At 48.5% G+C, this 18,187-nt stretch carries 13 protein-coding genes; 3 read left to right on the plus strand and 10 right to left on the minus strand.

Annotated elements, in window-relative coordinates:
- On the plus strand, positions 1–2,121 hold the full coding sequence (locus FCN78_RS06675) for an ATP-binding protein (protein WP_077459064.1): 2,121 nt from the start codon (positions 1–3) through the stop codon (positions 2,119–2,121).
- A 248-nt stretch (positions 2,122–2,369) separates the two neighbouring features.
- On the opposite strand, the gene FCN78_RS06680 is transcribed toward FCN78_RS06675, so the two are convergent.
- The gene (locus FCN78_RS06680; RefSeq protein ID WP_046073224.1) at positions 2,370–2,660 is read right to left on the minus strand and encodes a DUF3634 family protein; all 291 of its coding nucleotides are present in this window, start codon (positions 2,658–2,660) and stop codon (positions 2,370–2,372) included.
- A 31-nt stretch (positions 2,661–2,691) separates the two neighbouring features.
- Entirely contained in the window at positions 2,692–3,141 is a 450-nt protein-coding gene (matP, locus tag FCN78_RS06685) for a macrodomain Ter protein MatP (protein ID WP_077648840.1), read from the minus strand.
- A gap of 183 nt (positions 3,142–3,324) precedes the next feature.
- On the opposite strand from matP, the gene FCN78_RS06690 reads away from it, so the two are divergent.
- Positions 3,325–4,980 carry an AAA family ATPase gene (locus tag FCN78_RS06690; RefSeq protein WP_077658636.1) on the plus strand — a complete coding sequence of 552 codons (1,656 nt, stop codon included), beginning with the start codon at positions 3,325–3,327 and terminating at the stop codon, positions 4,978–4,980.
- Between the two features lie 68 nt (positions 4,981–5,048).
- The gene (gene fabA / locus FCN78_RS06695; protein ID WP_069362414.1) at positions 5,049–5,564 is read left to right on the plus strand and encodes a bifunctional 3-hydroxydecanoyl-ACP dehydratase/trans-2-decenoyl-ACP isomerase; all 516 of its coding nucleotides are present in this window, start codon (positions 5,049–5,051) and stop codon (positions 5,562–5,564) included.
- A 229-nt stretch (positions 5,565–5,793) separates the two neighbouring features.
- Here the strand turns inward: fabA and rmf are convergent, their stop codons facing one another.
- From rmf to FCN78_RS06735, 8 genes are all read right to left on the minus strand, one after another.
- A complete protein-coding gene (gene rmf, locus FCN78_RS06700; protein WP_077458712.1) occupies positions 5,794–5,964 on the minus strand; it encodes a ribosome modulation factor in 171 nt (56 codons plus the stop codon).
- 191 nt (positions 5,965–6,155) lie between these two features.
- Positions 6,156–8,066 (minus strand): ABC transporter ATP-binding protein, encoded by a 1,911-nt coding sequence (locus tag FCN78_RS06705; RefSeq protein ID WP_077600064.1) that lies wholly within the window; start codon positions 8,064–8,066, stop codon positions 6,156–6,158.
- Positions 8,053–8,307, minus strand: a complete 255-nt coding sequence (locus FCN78_RS06710; RefSeq protein ID WP_077653000.1) for a glutaredoxin family protein — start codon at positions 8,305–8,307, stop codon at positions 8,053–8,055. Before FCN78_RS06710 ends, FCN78_RS06705 begins: the two co-directional genes overlap by 14 nt.
- A complete protein-coding gene (gene rlmKL, locus FCN78_RS06715) occupies positions 8,304–10,433 on the minus strand; it encodes a bifunctional 23S rRNA (guanine(2069)-N(7))-methyltransferase RlmK/23S rRNA (guanine(2445)-N(2))-methyltransferase RlmL (RefSeq protein ID WP_077658637.1) in 2,130 nt (709 codons plus the stop codon). The genes FCN78_RS06710 and rlmKL overlap by 4 nt, the downstream gene beginning before the upstream one ends.
- Positions 10,434–11,081: 648 nt before the next feature.
- Complete coding sequence (locus FCN78_RS06720) at positions 11,082–11,636, minus strand: cell division protein ZapC (protein ID WP_077458716.1); 555 nt, start codon at positions 11,634–11,636, stop codon at positions 11,082–11,084.
- 139 nt (positions 11,637–11,775) lie between these two features.
- On the minus strand, positions 11,776–12,789 hold the full coding sequence (gene pyrD / locus FCN78_RS06725; protein WP_077658638.1) for a quinone-dependent dihydroorotate dehydrogenase: 1,014 nt from the start codon (positions 12,787–12,789) through the stop codon (positions 11,776–11,778).
- A 66-nt stretch (positions 12,790–12,855) separates the two neighbouring features.
- Positions 12,856–17,676, minus strand: a complete 4,821-nt coding sequence (locus FCN78_RS06730; RefSeq protein ID WP_077658639.1) for an NAD-glutamate dehydrogenase — start codon at positions 17,674–17,676, stop codon at positions 12,856–12,858.
- Between the two features lie 203 nt (positions 17,677–17,879).
- Positions 17,880–18,098 carry a DUF2835 domain-containing protein gene (locus FCN78_RS06735; RefSeq protein ID WP_069362421.1) on the minus strand — a complete coding sequence of 73 codons (219 nt, stop codon included), beginning with the start codon at positions 18,096–18,098 and terminating at the stop codon, positions 17,880–17,882.
- Positions 18,099–18,187 lie beyond the last annotated feature (89 nt).

Below are 18,187 nucleotides of genomic sequence, written 5' to 3' on the forward strand. Positions count from 1 at the left end.
ATGACGTCGAAACGCGTATCGACCTTTGAACGTTCAGACTCTGACTCTTTACAAGAAACCTTATTTGAACTCAGTCGTGTTGAAGCAAGAGAAAAGCGTTTAAGGGAAGAAAACGACGCAATTTTATCGGCGATCTCAGCCATGACGGAAGCGACGTCAAAAACCGATATTTTTGCTTCCTTACTTGATGTGATCCGCCGTTATGTCAGCTTTGATAGCGCCGTGGCGCTAAGCCGTAACCGAGAAACAGAAGATGCGTTTCGCTGTTTAGTATCGACTGAACGCTTGCTCGAAACCGTCACTTGGCAAACAGGGGATGTGTTTCGCCGCTGTGTGAGTGGCGAAACGGTTGCTATCTATAAACCTGGCATGGTGAAAGAGCTGCATTGCTTAACGCATCAATATGCCAGTTATTTACAAGGCACTGCGCTGATTAGCGGGCTGACGGTCAATGACAGTGAAGTCATGCTTATTTTACTGTCACACCGCCGCGATGCATTTAATAACGAAGCTCAGCAAGTTATCGACCGGTTTCGCCCCTTGATTGAGCGGACCATTATGGATATCGACTACCGCCATCGCCTCCATGCATTAGTGGGGAGTCGCACCCAGGAACTGAATGCTAGCCGCCAGCGCTTTCAAGACTTTGCCCAAACAGCCAGTGATTGGTTTTGGGAGCTCGATAACCAATTTCAACTGACTTACCTGTCGTCACCCAATACTGATACCGACATTGATGCTGAAGCCCTGCTGGCAAAACTCAAATCAGATGCCGAATTAAAAACGACGTTAGAAGCGTACATATACACAGAAAAAGCCTTTAGCGATATTGAGTGGCATATAGCATCTCGTCACCATGATTATTGGGTAAGTCTATCAGGCCGTCCTTGCTACAATAAGCGCGGTGAACTTGCAGGTTATCGGGGGACGGCTAAAGATATCACCGCGACCAAACGTCGCGTCGTTGAATTGCAGCAGGCGCGTCAGCAAGCTGAGTTGGCGAATAATGCCAAGTCGCAATTCCTTGCGGTCATGAGCCACGAGATCCGCACACCACTCAATGCTGTTTTGGGATTGATCGATGCATTGCAACACTCTTCATTGACGCAAGAGCAAAAGCAGTGGGTAGGGCAAATGGATAAATCTGCTCAGTTATTGCTGACATTGATCAGCGATGTGCTAGATTTGTCTAAAATTGAGTCTAACCGCTTTTCACTCTCTCCCTCATTGATGAAGCCCAGCGATAGTGTGTTGAATGTCTATCAACAGTTGATTGAGCGGGCTGATAAAAAGCGCATTAACCTCTCTGTCAGTGTCTCTCCTTCTGTGCCTAACACCTTGTTTATGGACGAGAACCGCTTTACGCAAATACTGCTTAACTTGGTGGCCAATGCTTTAAAATTCACGGACCGTGGTGGGGTGACAGTGTCACTTGACGCTCATGGTGAGCACCTTGAGCTATGGGTGAGAGATTCGGGAATAGGTATCGACGAAAAGCAGATTGATCGAATCTTTGAGCCTTTTACTCAAGCGGATGGCAGCATTACTCGCCGCTTTGGTGGTACCGGCCTCGGATTATCCATTTGCAAAAAACTGGTAGAGATGATGGGGGGCAGTATTCACGTAGAAAGTGAGCCTTATCAGGGAACTGACTTCTGCGTTCGCTTGCCGATTGTCGAAACACCTCAAGATGCAGAAAAGTACCAAGCACCGCCCAATGTCCCGGCTGATGCCGTGCAGCCTATGTCGATATTGGTCGCCGAAGATAGCCGCGCTAATCAGATGGTGGTGAGGTTAATGCTTGAAAAACAAGGCCATACCGTGACGCTCGCATCCAATGGCGAAGAGGCTCTGGCACGGGTTGAACAAACAGAATTCGATCTTGTGCTCATGGACATGTCGATGCCCGTAATGGATGGCATCGCAGCCACCAAAGCACTGCGCGCGTCTGGATTTAAACGTCCAATTGTTGCGTTAACGGCTAATGCGATGGATGAAGACAAACAACGGTGTGTCCGTGCCGGTATGGACGACTTTGTGACTAAACCTATTAGAGCCGCGAGTCTTACCGCCGTACTGCATGTTCATCAGCCATTAGATCTGTCCACTAATTACCGCTGACTTGAATCGATTTAGGCCAATTCATTTGGAATAATCAAGATTAAAGGAAGTAGTAATTAGCTATTTTATGGTAAATAGATAATTACGTTTAATGACAGCAAGCGAGTAGTGCTGGGCGAGCAGAAACAGTGTCCAACGTCAGACCTCAAACCATTATTTAACATAATCTATATAATGCGCACTTAAAGGTGTGCGTTAAGATAGGAGCGATATGGCATTTCTCGTCCCGCACGGCGTGTAATCTGATGCTATTTGAATGACTGATGTGGAAATACGTTTTTGATACGTTGTTGAATACGGTTATCGATGCTGCGCGACATCACCACCTTCGCGGGTTTAAAGCGATTGCTATACACTTTCACTGTGCCCGTAAACGGATGGCGCTTCGCGATGTCTTGGCAGTCATGTAAGAAACCTTTCGGCACTTTTCCTTTATGACGCACTAACTGACCATCTTTAAATGCAATCACGATCAGTGGCCGGTCGATCAACATGAATGCGAGGAAAATGGCAAAAGAGATCAGTAAAAAGTAGCCCATACTGCAATGCTCGCTTATCGGTTAACAGGTTTCACATTCCTAGCAAGTTACTCAGATCTTGCTTTAAGGTGTCTACCTGCTTATTGGCACTCTCTGAGCGATTAGCCTCAGAAAGTAAGTATTCGATGGTGTCTGACAAGGTCGCGTCAAGCTCGTGTGCTTTTTGCGAGAGTTTCTCCCACACCCGGTAATCCAAATCGATGGATTTTTTCCGCGTTTGCTCTTGCTCAGCGTTAAAGTGACGCTTGCGCTTGGCGCGAATCGCTTGTTTTAGCTTTTTCTCCAACGACGGCGCCATGTGCTTTTCAATCCATTGATGCACCCGCGTGGGTTCATGTTCTAAGGCTAACAAAGCATCAACGGCTGTTTTAGCCTCATCGCTATCAATGTATTTTGTGACAGTGTCACCGTCTTTCCACTTTTTCACCAGGTAGGCCCATTTCCAGCCTGCCTCAAGGTTCTCGAGTTGTTGATATTTCATATGCCAAGCTTTTGTCACGCCAAGTGGTGACAGCGTAACACTAACGCGCTGTCTGTTCAATTATCACACACCGAAATGATGCTAGGTGCGCCAATGGTTGATCCAGTGGCCCCACTATCCTATTACCACAGTGTGTTATCCTTTATACTCTATCCATTCTAATCTTAGTCAGTAATCATAGACATGCATGAAGTTGATTGGCGTGATGCCAAACCACATTATTCTCAGTTTTCTCTCGACATTGCACAATTTGCGCATTTAGAGGCGGCGTCACTGTTATCACTGCAATCACGCTTAAAAAAGGCGCTGACTTGGTTAATGTCACCTTCGTGTCCAACGGCTTGTCTTACCGTGATGTCCGCTGACTTACCTCAATACCTTAATGCCTATCAAGCAGAATTAGCGACACAGTACCCAGAGGTGCCGGTTGTGATCGGTGATGCGATTACTGAATCAACACTGTTTGGCTTTGCTTACGATGCGAATAAAAATGTGACAGCGTCACAAAGAAGGTACGGTTTGCTACATCAAGCTCACGATGGCGTATTGATTTTAAAAGTCGCGGATATACTGCAGCAGCCGCGCATTTGGGTGCGTCTCAAGCAATACTTGTCAACGGGCAAGCTCGCTTGGCAAACCGCTCGCGCCGATCAAGTGACGGAGTTGCCCGATGAGGCAGTGAACGTACGCCTGGTGTTAGTCGGCGACAGACAGTGGCTGGCCGACTTTGAAACCAATGAGCCTGATCTCTACGACGGCCTGTCAGCTTATGCCGAATATGAGCAAGACATTGCGCTCGACGCGACCACCATTTTGCCCTACTTTGCTTGGCTAAAAGGCTTGGTTACCGCACACACTCACTTACCCATGACAGAATCAGGCTTAGTACGTTTGTTGCAAGCCGGGGCACGTGAAAGCGAAGATCAATGGCGGATGCCCTTGTGTCCGGTTTGGTATCATCAACTACTGGCTGAATCTGTCATAACGGCGTCGGATGCCCTCGACAAAGCTGCCATTGATGCTGCTATCTCTCAGCGTTACCAACGTGCTGCCTACCTCCCCGAACGTGCGATTGAAGATATCCACAAAGGGCAAGTTTTTATTGATACCCGCGGCGAGCATATCGGTCAAATAAACGGATTAACGGTGATCGAAGTGCCTGGGCATCCGATGAGTTACGGTGAGCCAGCGAGAATTTCTTGTGTCGTTCATTCCGGTGATGGTGATATTGCTGATGTTGAGCGTAAAGCCGAGCTTGCGGGCAACATTCACGCCAAAGGCATGATGATTATGCAGGCCTTTGTGAGCGTGGCGCTAAACCTCGATGACCCTTTACCGTATTCCGCCTCCATTGTATTCGAACAATCGTATAGCGAAGTGGATGGTGACAGTGCCTCCTTGGCTGAATTATGTGCCTTTGTGAGCGCGTTATCTCAACAACCGATTAATCAAGCCATCGCCATCACCGGCGCCGTTGACCAATTTGGTCGCGTACAAGCGGTTGGCGGGATTAATGAAAAAATTGAAGGCTATTATCAAGTCTGCGCGCACCGTGGTTTAACCGGTCAACAAGGCGTGGTGTTACCCAAAACCAACCTCTCTTCTCTGTGTCTACGTAACGACGTGGTTGATGCGATTAAAGCCGGCCAGTTTCATATTTGGGCGGTGGATGATGTCGAACAAGCCTTGCCGCTTGTGACAGGTCTCCCATTCTCCGGAGATGATGAGGAGACATTGCTCAGAAAAATATCTAATCGAATAAATCATTTTCATACTGATGACAAACAAAGCTGCAACAGTTTGTTTAAACGCTTAAAAAACTGGTTTGGCCAGTACTGATCCGAGTTGTTTGGCGTACACGTGTACGCTAATCTGCTCGCAATTGAATAAGGAGCAGTTTAGATATAATGAAACGCCAAAATTCCTATAATCGCGACGATTTACTCGCGTCTAGCCAAGGTGAGCTCTTTGGCCCGGGACGTCCACAGCTTCCGGCACCAAACATGCTGATGATGGACCGCATCACCAACATTACCGATCAAGGTGGTGACTTTGATAAAGGCGTGATTGTCGCAGAGTTGGATATCAACCCAGACTTATGGTTTTTCGACTGTCACTTCCCTGGTGATCCCGTGATGCCAGGTTGTCTTGGTCTAGATGCCATGTGGCAGCTAGTCGGCTTTTTTCTCGGCTGGGTTGGCGGCGAAGGAAAAGGCCGCGCCCTAGGAGTGGGTGAAGTGAAGTTTACCGGACAAGTATTGCCAACGGCTAAGCGTGTTCGCTATGAAATTCACATGAAACGCGTGATTAACCGCAAACTCGTGATGGGTGTCGGTGATGGCCACGTCTACGTGGATGATAAAGAGATTTACGTCGCGAAAGATCTGAAAGTGGGGCTTTTCCAAGATACCTCAGCATTCTAATCCTCGCTGTCTAGCCGGTGACTATCGCCGGCTTTTTACCGCCCGCCTTCTTGACCCACCATATTTCCCCTCGCGCTTTGCTCGACTAATGGTTCAATTTTTTAGCGATTGTTAATGTTATCTTTGTACTTATTTTTACTTGGTGACAAATAAATAAAGTTATAGTGCATTAAGTGCGAGTTAAAAAGGCCTTACCAAAACGGTAAGGCCGTAGAAGATTAGAAAGAGACTACTTCATCATTTCCGATTTACTGGTTCTGCCTTCGCGCCATCCGCCAAGCCAGCTACTTCTAGCATCCGTTTGTTGGTAAGGACATAGTTCAGACGATCGACCGTTTATACCTGCTTGAAAGCCCTTTGACTGTGCGCGTTCCAAACGATCTCGCTTCTGTCTTTTCATAGGGTCGCCCTCTTTATTCCATTTTGTTCAATGCTGCTTGCTATTTGCAAGGATGCTTCCGTCTGTGACGTTTTTATGAAGCACCTTCTACAGCTTCGATCATGATTATTTTTTAAGCAAGCACTATCGCGCAACAACTAAACAAAATGTGAGTCATATCCCTCCCATATGTGACAACGTCACTAGCGCAATTATTGCATCGCTTCCAATTCTTCCCAGCGTTCAAAGGCTTGCTCTAGTTCCTGTTCAGCCTCTGCTAATCGAGTCAGTTTAGGTTGGGTAACATCCTGACTTTTCGAGAAAAAGTCAGGATCGTTCATTTCTGATTGTAATGCTTCAATCTCTTCTTCTAGCGCCTCAAGCCGCGCTGGCAGGGCTTCTAGCTCACGTTGCAGTTTATAAGAGAGCTTGCGTGGCTTACTCTTAGGTTTTGCCGTCTTTTGTTCCGTATCAGCCTCACCATCCGTTGAATGCGTGCGGCTATTGGGTGTGATGGCTTTAAGATACTGCTCACGCTGTTGTTGGGCATCGTGATATCCCCCAACAAACTTATTAATGGTACCGTCGCCCTCAAATATCCAGCTATGAGTGACCGTGTTGTCGACGAATTGACGATCGTGGCTGACCAGCAACAAAGTGCCTTGGAATTGCGAAAGCAAGTCTTCCAATAGTTCCAGCGTTTCGATATCGAGATCGTTGGTTGGCTCATCAAGAACCAATAGATTCGCTGGCTTGAGGAACAACTTAGCCAACAGCAGACGGTTTTTCTCGCCCCCAGACAGTGCCTTAACTGGGGTTTGAGCGCGGCGAGGATGGAATAAGAAATCTTGCAAATATCCCATCACGTGACGCTTACGACCACCGACTTCAACCTCGGTTTTGCCTCCCGCCAGGTTATCGATAACCGTTTTTTCTGGATCTAGCTTCTCCCGGTATTGATCAAAATAGGCCACATCCAGTTTTGTGCCTACATGCAAAGTGCCACTGTCCGGGGTGAGTGTTTCAAGCATCAGCTTTAATAGCGTACTTTTACCACATCCGTTCGGGCCAATCAGCGCAATGCGATCGCCGCGCATCACAGTGAAACTAAATGGCTTAATCAGCGGCTTGTCTTGATAGCTAAAGGCGACGTTTTCTGCTTCAAACACAATTTTGCCGGAGCGGCTGGCATCGTCGAGCTGCAAGTTAGCGTTACCCTGTAACTCAACGCGGCTCGCACGCTCTTGGCGTAGCGCTTTCAGTGCGCGCACTCGCCCCTCGTTACGGGTACGACGTGCTTTGATACCTTGACGAATCCAGGCTTCTTCTTGAGCCAGTTTTTTATCAAATTCAGCGTTCTGCTCAGCTTCCACTCGCAGCGCTTCTTCTTTACCGTCGAGGTAGGTTTGATAGTCGCCTGGCCATGAGGTCAGCTTACCGCGATCAAGATCAACGATACGTGTGGCCATCGCGCCAATAAACGAGCGGTCATGCGAGATAAAAACGATTGCGCCTTTAAAATCTTTTAAGAATTGCTCTAACCACAAAATGGTCGAGACATCCAAGTGGTTAGTGGGCTCATCAAGAAGCAACACATCCGGCTCACAAACCAGAGCGCGCGCTAAAGCGGCTTTGCGCTGCCAACCGCCAGATAAGGCTTTAAGCGCGGTATTGCCCTCTAGGCCTAACGCCCCTAACACCACCATAATCTGATTATCAAAGCGCCAAGCGTCAGCGTGGTCGAGCGCTTCTTGCACTTTGGCCAGCTCGGCAATATTGCGATCACTAGGATCGGTTTCGATCGTCGCGATCAGCTGATGATACTGCTTGAGTTTGTCCCCTGCTTCCGCGAGACCTTCGGCCACATAATCGAACACAGTTCCTTGGCTATCGCGGGGGGGATCTTGTTCAAGCCGGGAGACTTTGAGTTCAGACTGACTTTGAATACTGCCATCATCGAGCTGTACCTGACCATCAAGCACCTTCATCAAGGTAGATTTACCGGCGCCATTGCGCCCTACCAGACACACGCGCTCACCTGGCTGGAGAATAAAGTCAGTTTTGTCCAGTAATGGGTTGTCGCCATACGCCAACTGGGCGGAGGTTATTTTAATCAATGCCATGTTGCGTTAACCAAGCTTGTAATTGTGTGTGATCAAACGGCCATCCTAATTCAGCCCTCACCGCTCCAGACTGATCACGTATTGCGATCACAGGGATAGTGACGCCGTAACGCTCAAAGAGCGTATCGTCAAAGGCAATGTCCTGACTGTTGAGTGGCGTTTGATAACCGAGAGATTGATAGAGTGCCCACGCTTGTTCACAAAGGTGGCACCCTTCCGTACTAAACAATACGAGTGTCATGCGGACATATCCTGATGACGAATAATCCAGCAATTGTGAATATGTGGGTTGCGGGCAAAATCTTCAGGAATCGAGCGTTTGCTAATATTTTCTGCACTGAGCCCTGCAGCCGCTAAACCTTCCAAATCCATCTTAAAGTGTCGCTTGTTATTGGAAAAAATAATTTCACCATCGGGACGTAAACGGTCTTTTAGTGCCAAAAGGACATCCAGGTGATCACGTTGAACATCGAAAGTGCTGTGCATTCTTTTCGAGTTAGAGAATGTCGGCGGATCGATAAAGATTAAATCAAATTGCTGATCTGATTGGCGAATCCATTGCAGACAGTCTGCCTGTTCAAAACGGTGTTGACGCCCGACAATGCCATTGAGCGCCATATTGCGTTCCGCCCACGCTATATAGGTTTTTGACATGTCTACAGTCGTGGTAGAGCGTGCGCCACCGACCGCGGCATGCACCGACGCACTGCCCGTATAGGCGAAAAGGTTAAGGAAATCTTTCCCTTGCGCTTTCTCGTCGATTAGACGACGGGTATTGCGATGGTCAAGAAATATCCCTGTATCAAGATAATCATAGAGATTAACCTCAAGCGCCACGCCGTATTCATGGACCGTCATAGTGCGCGACGCGCCAGCAAGCTTTTGATACTGATTGTTGCCCTTTTGCTTTTCGCGCGTTTTCAACACCACTTTATTGGCATCCACACCCGTCACTGCAATGGCAGCACGCACCATATCCAACAAGCGACGACGTGCTTTCTCAGGCTCAATGGTTTTCGGCGCTGCGTATTCTTGAATCACCAAATAATCGCGATAGCGATCTATCGCGGCTTTATAGTCAGGCAAGTCGGCATCATAGAGTCGATAACACTCTAACGCTTGTTTCTTCGCCCATTTGTCCAGCTTCGCCATATTCTTGCGCAAACGGTTAGCAAAATCTGGGGCGACGTCCGCCTTTGGCGCTTCACTCTCCGGTTTTTCACCACGCGCAGTGATCGCATAGGTTTTCATCACACAGTCTAACGCACCGTTGCGTAACTTAAATTTGTCTTCCGCGCGCATCCGCAAGCAACTCAGTAATTCTTCCGATCCCGAATACAAAGAAACCGTGTTCCCCGCAAATGCCTCTTTAAGGTGATCACCGAGCTGCGTGTAGAGGGCGATCAAGCCAGGCGTGGTTCCCAAGCGCTCCCCGTACGGCGGATTAGAAAGAATATGTCCCCCTGAGAACCCCTCAGGCGGCGTCACTTGCGTGGCATCACCCGTTGCAAAATCAATCAATTCACCCACGCCAGCACGTCGTGCATTCGCGCGTGCTGTCTCAATCATACGGGCATCGTTATCCGTGCCATAAAAACGTGTCTGGCACTGACTTACACCTCGTTTGGCCTTGACACTCGCTTCCGCTTTGATCGCTTTAAAGGCTTCATCATCAAAGCCCAACAACGATTCAAAGCCCCAGCGCTTGCGCTTTAATCCAGGCGCGATTTTCGCTGCCATCATCGCCGCTTCTATCAGCAGGGTGCCCGAGCCACACATGATATCCATTAAAGGCTGATCCACCTTCCAGCCACTCCTTGCGACTAAGGCTGCCGCATGGGTCTCTCGTAAGGGCGCAGCGCCTGCTTGGGTACGATAGCCGCGCTGATGTAGGCCGCTCCCTACCATATCAATCCCAAGCAGGCCTTGATCTTTCGATAACCGCATATGGATACGTAAATCAGGCTGTTCGCGGTCGACGCTTGGGCGGGGCAAATTCGACTTTTCAAACTTGTCTACAATTGCGTCTTTGACTTTCAACGCCCCGTACTGGCTGTTGCGAATCTCGCGATTGGTACCATTAAAGTCCACCGCTATCCGCTGACTGGCGTGAAAATAATCGGGCCAGTTAATTGCCGTTGCCCCGAGGTAGAGATCCATATCATCGCGCACCGCAAATTCGCCCAGCACTAAGACAAACCGCGACGCAATCCGACTCCATAAACAGCATTGATACAGTGTTGAATCGTCGGCTTTAAATTTAACCCCTGCATGAACTTGCTTGACGCTAGAGACGCCAAGTTGTTCAAGCTCTTGAGCTAGCATGTGCTCGAGGCCTCGAGCGGTTATTGCGAGATAGTGTTTCATTCAGTCTCTACACCCTTTGGGCGTCGTTATCATCATGGCGGCGATTATACATCAATCTTGCGCCTATCGTTGACCCAAGCGGTAACAAACACCATTGAATGATGAATAAATCGCCGGATTATTGTTTCCATATAAAAACAGACGACCAGAAAGGTTTGTTTCTGCATGGAATCAATTATCCGGCCCAGACCCCCATCCGTGTTTCCACTAGGAAACCACCTTACTTCTACACTGACATCGCCTCGCGCAATGCGGTTTGAACCGACGCGTGTAAGTATTCACTGCTGCTATGATATCTATCAAACCTCATTTTATAACAATAAAAACGGACTTATTTTCCCTTTGGGAAAGAATGCATCACCAACAAAACTGGACTATACCAGAAGAGGTTTACTCAAGCATTTTGCCGGATAAAATAGGAAGAAAGCAGTCAATAACTGCCGTGATAAGGGTGAAAACATCCCCAAATGAATGAAAAAATGATCAGAGATGCGCACACTTTTCGTTCATAAAATGAACTGATATCACATTTTTTTATGCACGTCTGTTTGGTATAAGAAACGTCAAGATACAGCTATCGCGCTGTCATCTGTCTACGGAACAAGGAAAGTGAGGGAAGAAAGGAGGCGTGAGCTGAGTGAAAACCACTCAGCCCACTAACGCAAAGCGACCTTTTTGGCTATTTGTTTGACATATTGGTTGCGATAGCCGGTCGTTCATTACTTTAATCGCACCACAAAACGCCATTTTTTTATTCGCGCTCAGTTCAAAATCCGCTTCGCGCGCGAGCATGCACAGTGAAGCGGAACCGGCGTTCTCTATGATAATAAACGGCGCCCTATCCCCTGTTTGGCTGGTGAGCTCGACTATTTGCCCCCACTCAGGGGTGGCAATAGTGTCTTGTTGTGGCTCGAAAAACCAGCTTTTAGGTAAGACAGGTTTGTGGAAGCGATAGGCTGCCACTGCGTTCAAAGCGAGTTCGGCCTGACGAGGACCGGAAAGTGAGAGATTTGACAGAGGCTCTGTCAAACGTTGAAAGAGTGATGCATCCTCAACAGAAAATGGGGATGATGAGAACGCATCGGGGATGAGATGTTTGGCATTAACCGCCACGCGAAAAACCATGTCATCGCCTAAATCCAGCATCAGTGAATTCGACGTATTATCGAAATACCATCTCCATGCATCATTAGGTTTTAACATACTTCAGCTCCCGCGATGACTCACTTACTGGGTGTCTGGCGATAACAACACTGCCATTGCCTGAAGTGTAATGGGCTGAAGCGAAAAAAAAAGGGGAAGAAAACGTCCCCTTTAATGCGTTAAGCGTTTATTTACTAAGCTAAATATGACGCACGATTTGTTTGATGAGCCCAGGACCTTGGTAAATTAACCCAGAGTAGACTTGCACCAGATCCGCCCCCGCTTCGAGTTTTTCTCGCGCGGCGGTGACTGAGTCAATGCCGCCTACCCCAATGATGGGCATCGCACCATCGAGTGCACGATGTAGTTGGCGAATGACCTCGGTGCTTTTTAGTTGCACAGGACGGCCACTCAGCCCACCCGCTTCACGATAATGTGGCATACCATCTACCAATGAACGCTCAAGCGTCGTGTTGATCGCAATCACGCCATCGATCTGATGACGAATCAGTGCTTGGGCCACTTGTTGAATTTCGTCTTCACTCAAGTCTGGGGCAATCTTAACTGTCAAAGGCACGTATTTATCGTGGGTGTCTGCCAAGTGTGCCTGTTCCGCTTTCAGTGTGCTAAGGAGTTCATCGAACATCTCGCCATATTGTAAGGTACGTAATCCTGGCGTGTTAGGCGACGAGATATTGACGGCAATATAGTCAGCGTGTGGGTATACTTTTCGCATGCAGGCGAGATAATCGTCGGTCCCCTGCTCGATGGGTGTATCTTTGTTCTTACCAATATTAATCCCCAACACACCATCGAAGTTTTTCGCACGTTTCACGTTTTCTACCAATGCATCAACGCCTTGGTTATTGAAACCCATTCGATTGATGATCCCCTCGGCAGCTATAATACGAAAAAGTCGAGGCTTATCGTTACCCGGTTGCGGACGGGGCGTCACTGTCCCCACTTCTACAAAGCCAAACCCCATCGCGCCAAAGGCTTCTATGCACTCGCCGTTTTTGTCCAATCCTGCTGCTAAGCCAACGGGATTATTGAAGTTGAGTCCCATCACGGTAACTGGACGAGGAGGAAGCTGTTGGGAATAGAGAAAACGAAGCGGGGTGTGGTGATATCGAGAAAGGGTGTTGATGGTTAGATCATGTGCTTTTTCTGGATCTAACTGAAAGATAGCCGGTCTGGCGAGGCGGTAAAGCATTATCCCTCCTAATAAAAAAAGCCCCGTATAAACGGGGCTAGATTATTGCGTTATTGGCGCGCTAATTCAATTTAAATTTAACAGCGACAATTCACGGAGTGCCACCGAGAACTTGGCAAACTCATGCACTGAGCCCACTTTGAACTCATCAACAATGCTCTGCCAGCGGCCGAGGATCACCACGTGCTCATCCATCCATTGCGCTAACCCTGTCTCAGCATCTTGATCATCCGCCATTTCAGACACAATATGAGCGGTGAGTAAGCGTTGTTGCCAATCCAGATCTTCACGGAAAGACGCACGGGCCAAGGCTTGCCAGTGGTTATCCACGGGTTGATTGTTGATTTGTTTCAAGAACCAGTGCAGTGACAGGCTATCCCCTAGCACGTAATACAAGCGCGCCACCAGCTCAAACGGCTTATTCAGCTGCTCTGACACCTGTGCTAAGTCTAAGCCAGAGAACACGCTAGTGAGACGACAGACTCTATTGGCCAGTGCATCCGGCACCCCAGCTTGTCGCAATGTCTCCGCCTGTTGGTCATGCTCTTTGATTTCACTCTCAACTAGATACTTGTCCAAGTGCTCAACCAAGTTTTGCAGCGCGGGGCGATAAAAGGCCACTTGTGCCTCGATGCTCTCCCCTTTACGTTTGTTGCGTAACATCCATCGCGTTGCGCGCCGTAACATCCGACGGCAACGGAACAAGATATCGTATTGCACCTTAGCACTGACCTGATTATCTAGCGCTCGGACATCGTCAAATAATTGTTCAAAGCCAAACACATCACGCGCGATAGCATACGATTTGGCAATCTCACTGACACTTGCGCCGGTTTCATCTTGCATACGCGTAATGAAATTAAAGCCCATGTCGTTCGACATCTGGTTCGCCAACGCCGTCGCAATGATCTCGCCGCGAAGTGGATGGGATTCCATTTCTTGGCGATAGTGACGCTGTAACTCTTTCGGGAAGTAACTGGGAAGTAGCTGGCCAAAGTGTGCATCTTGCGTCACTTCGTCGACCACCAGTTGCTCTTTGAGCACCATCTTCCCGTACGCCACCAGCACGGCAATTTCTGGGCGCGTTAGGCCCGTGCCACGCAGATTACGCTCAGACAAGGTCTCATCATCCGGCAAATATTCAAGTGCGCGATCCAGCTTGCCCTCTTTTTCAAGATAATGAATAAAGCGGATCTGCTCTTTTAATAACGCAGCTTGCTGATTGTGGGTAACCGAAATCGACTCACTCTGACTGTACGCATCTTCAAGCACGATATCCGACACTTCATCTTCCATCCGCTCTAGTAGCTCGTTGCGTTTTTTCATGGTCAAGTCGCCAGCGGCCACCAGCCCATTGAGCAAGATCTTGATATTGACTTCGTTATCGGAACAGTCGACCCCACCAACGTTGTCGATAAAGTCGGTATTGACGCGACCGCCTTTGAGCGCATATTCGATCCGCCCCAGTTGCGTCATTCCTAAGTTGCCCCCCTCACCGATAATGCGGGCGCCAATTTCGTTACCATTAACACGCAATCCGTCATTGGCGCGATCACCAACAGAGGTGTGGGTTTCATCAGACGACTTCACATAGGTGCCGATCCCACCATTCCAAAGTAGATCAACTTTGGCTTTTAAGATCTGCTTAATCAGATCATTCGGTGCCATTGACTGCTTGCGTGTCCCAAGCAGTTTTTGTATCTCTGGCGTTAAAGTAATCGACTTGGCGCGGCGAGAGAATACCCCCCCACCTTTGGAAATCAACTTGCTGTCATAGTCTTCCCAGCTTGAGCGCGGCAGGTTGAAAAGGCGCTGTCGCTCTTTCCAACTTTTTGCCGCATCTGGCTCAGGGTCAATAAAGATATGCATGTGGTTAAACGCAGCCACCAAGCGAATATGTTTAGACAGCAACATGCCGTTACCAAACACATCACCGCCCATATCGCCAATCCCCACACAGGTAAAATCTGTGGTTTGACAGTTGATATCAATTTCGCGGAAATGACGTTTCACTGACTCCCACGCACCGGAGGCGGTAATCCCCATCTTCTTGTGGTCATAACCGTTGGAACCACCCGACGCAAACGCATCGCCTAGCCAAAAGTCATATTGTGCGGAAACACTGTTAGCAAGATCGGAAAATGTCGCTGTCCCCTTATCTGCAGCAACCACCAGATAGGCATCGTCTTCGTCATGACGGACAAGGTGTCGCGGCGGTGTCAGGGTACCTTCCACGATATTATCGGTAATGTCGAGCAACCCTTGGATGAAGATCCGATAGCAGCGCTTCCCTTCCGCGAAAATCGCATCGCGACCCGAGAGCTGGTGCTGTCGCTTACAGACAAATCCACCTTTCGCCCCAACAGGCACAATCACGGTGTTTTTCACCTGTTGCGCTTTGACAAGACCAAGCACCTCGGTACGGAAATCTTCTTGCCGATCCGACCAACGAAGCCCGCCACGAGCCACCTTACCACCGCGTAAATGCACCCCTTCAACATCGGGGGAATACACGAAGATCTCGAACGCCGGAACAGGCTTGGGCATATCCGGGATTTCAGAGGCCTCGAGTTTTAACGAGAGATAAGGCTTGTCTTGGCCATTATCCGGATCTTTTTGGAAGAAGTTGGTCCGTGTGGTCGCCAACATGATGTCCATGTAACGACGAATAATACGGTCATCATCAAGGCTCTCAACATTATCGAGCGCTTCTTCGATATCATTGATAATGGCGTCCTGCGCGCGCTTGGTTTGCTTACCCGCCGGATCAAAGCGCGTATTGAACAGTTTTACCAAGAAGCTGGCAAGCTGAGAGTGTGACGCCAACGTCTCTTCTATATAGGCTTGACTAAATGGAAAGCCAATCTGACGCATATAACGCGCATAAGCACGTAAAATCGTTACTTCTCGTCCCGACAACCCCGCATTGAGCACCAAGCGATTAAAGCCATCGTTGTCCAAACGGCCATGCCAAATATCGGCAAAGGCATGTTGGAAACGATCTCGGGCATTACCAAGATCAAACGCCGAGCCGGCACTGTGCAACATGGAGAAATCAAGGATCCAGTATGTATCCCCTTGGCTAGTTGCCACCTCATAAGGCGACTCACCAATCACTCTCAGCCCGAGGTTTTCCAACATCGGCATCACATCAGACAGATGAATAGGCTCGCCCTTTTGGAACAACTTGAGGCTAATCGCGTTGGATTGATGGCTCACCTCTTGAGGACGGTAAAGCAACATGTCTAGCTTATTATCATCACTGAGACCTTCAAGGCGCTCAATGTCAGCAACGGCTGAGCCAGGGAGCATGGCTTCCTTGTACGAACGTGGAAACGCGCGTAAATAGCGTTTGGCGATTGGCGTACCTCGGTTTTCACCAAAGTTAGCAATCACCGCCTCTTGCAGGCGATCGTCCCACGACGACGCTGCCTCTGTTAGGTTTTGTTCGATCTTCTTCACATCAATATCGAAATTGTTGTTTTCTACTCGGACGATATAGTGCGTCCGTGCCAAGGGGCTTTCCGAGAAGAAAGTGGTAAATTCTACCGTCTGATCGGAACCAAAGTATTGCTGGAGAATACGCTGGGTTTGACGACGGAACTCGGTGTTGTAGCGCTCACGAGTGATATACACCATGCACGAGAAAAAACGCCCAAATGGATCGCGACGGACAAACACTCGCAACATGTCGCGATCTTGCATCTGCACCACGCCCATCCCAACGTCGCGCATTTCGTCTTCCGTCGCTTGGAACAACTCATCACGCGGATAGTTTTCCAAAATATTCGCTAATGCTTTCCACGAATGAGATTCACGATAAAAACCACTGTTATCGAGAATGCGGCGTACTTTATTTCGCAGGACGGGAATACTTGCCGTGGATTGGTTATAGGCAGATGATGCGTAAAGGCCTGTGAAACGGTGTTCGCCAATCACATTCCCTTGTTTATCAAACTTTTTAATGCCGATGTAATCCACATAAGCCGGACGGTGAACTCGCGATTTGGCGTTACTTTTTGTGAGCACCAGTAGCTCTTTTTTCAACGCTTCAGCACGGGCGGACTCTGGCATTTCTGACAAGCTGAGTACCGCGGGCGATTTATGTTTTTTCGCCAAGCCAAGCGCATTACAGTCTGTGCTTGCTCTCAGTTCATAATCCCCTTCAACAGGCACTAAATCAAAACACTTGTACCCCATAAAGGTAAAGTTGTTGTCAGTAATCCAACTCAAAAACTCGATCGCTTCTTGCCGACGCTCGTCATCAATCGGCAACGGTGTGTCTTTCAATTCCGACACCAACTCAAGCATCTGCTCACGCATCGGCTTCCAATCGTTCACCACCATCACCACATCCGTTAAGGTTTCAGACAGCTCAGCCTCAAGTGCCGCCATCTCTGACTCATCGGACATTTTGTCAATTTCGATATGGAACGTGCTTTGGAACTGGCCATTATCATCACCAATGGCAATCACATCACCCTGCTCATTCTTTTGTGATTTTATAGGGGTGTTAAGCATTAAGTGGGTGGTGATCCCCAAACGGTTGAGCGCCATACGCACCGAATCAACCAAGAAAGGGGCGTCAGGTGCCAAGATCTCGACAATGGTGTGGGTTGACTGCCACCCATTGCCACTAAGACTGGGGTTAAAGACTTTTACAAAGACTTTATCTTGTTCAAAGGTGTTGAGGTGGTGCCACAAACTCATCACAGCACCGTAGAGATCTGACTCATTGCGTTCCTGCAAATCATCATCAGAGATTTGACCCAATATCCTTTTGGCTAATGCATCGACAAGTGGTTGTTGAGTTTCATCGAGTTTATCGGCAATCAACTGATAAACCTTCTCAAGTAACACAGGTACTATAGGGTCACGCGAGGTCATTCTGGAGCTCCGTTGTCCTTTTTAGAACATTATCGTTGTGAGTATTCAGAGGTAAACATTGCGTTAACAAACGCACTGTCTAGTGTAAGGCTTGGCAGATAAAAACGTTATAGATAAACGGCTGGATTTACGCGAATTTCGCCAGAATGTGACTGGTGTGGCTATTTAAACAGAAGAATTGATGAGGCTTTACTCGCGCACCACTAGGCTACCCGCATTAACGACTGGAACTTGTGGTTGGCGTCTGTCACCAGTTTAAAACGCCCGCGTATACCGAGGTGTGATAAGAAAGGACGAAAACGAGAAGCCGGGATCTGAAGACGCAGCCCCTGATCGGATGTCACCACCACATTGGCCGCGGCACCACTGTAGTAGTGTTGATACTCTGAGTAAGCAATGTAAACGTTAAAATAGTACTCCATCTCTTCCGCTCAATCTATCACCGTGACACCGCAAACCAATCAACCACCGAAAACAAAAAGCCGCCCAAGGTGGACGGCTTTTCACACTT

Source organism: Salinivibrio kushneri, assembly GCF_005280275.1.
Classification (GTDB): Bacteria; Pseudomonadota; Gammaproteobacteria; order Enterobacterales; family Vibrionaceae; genus Salinivibrio; species Salinivibrio kushneri.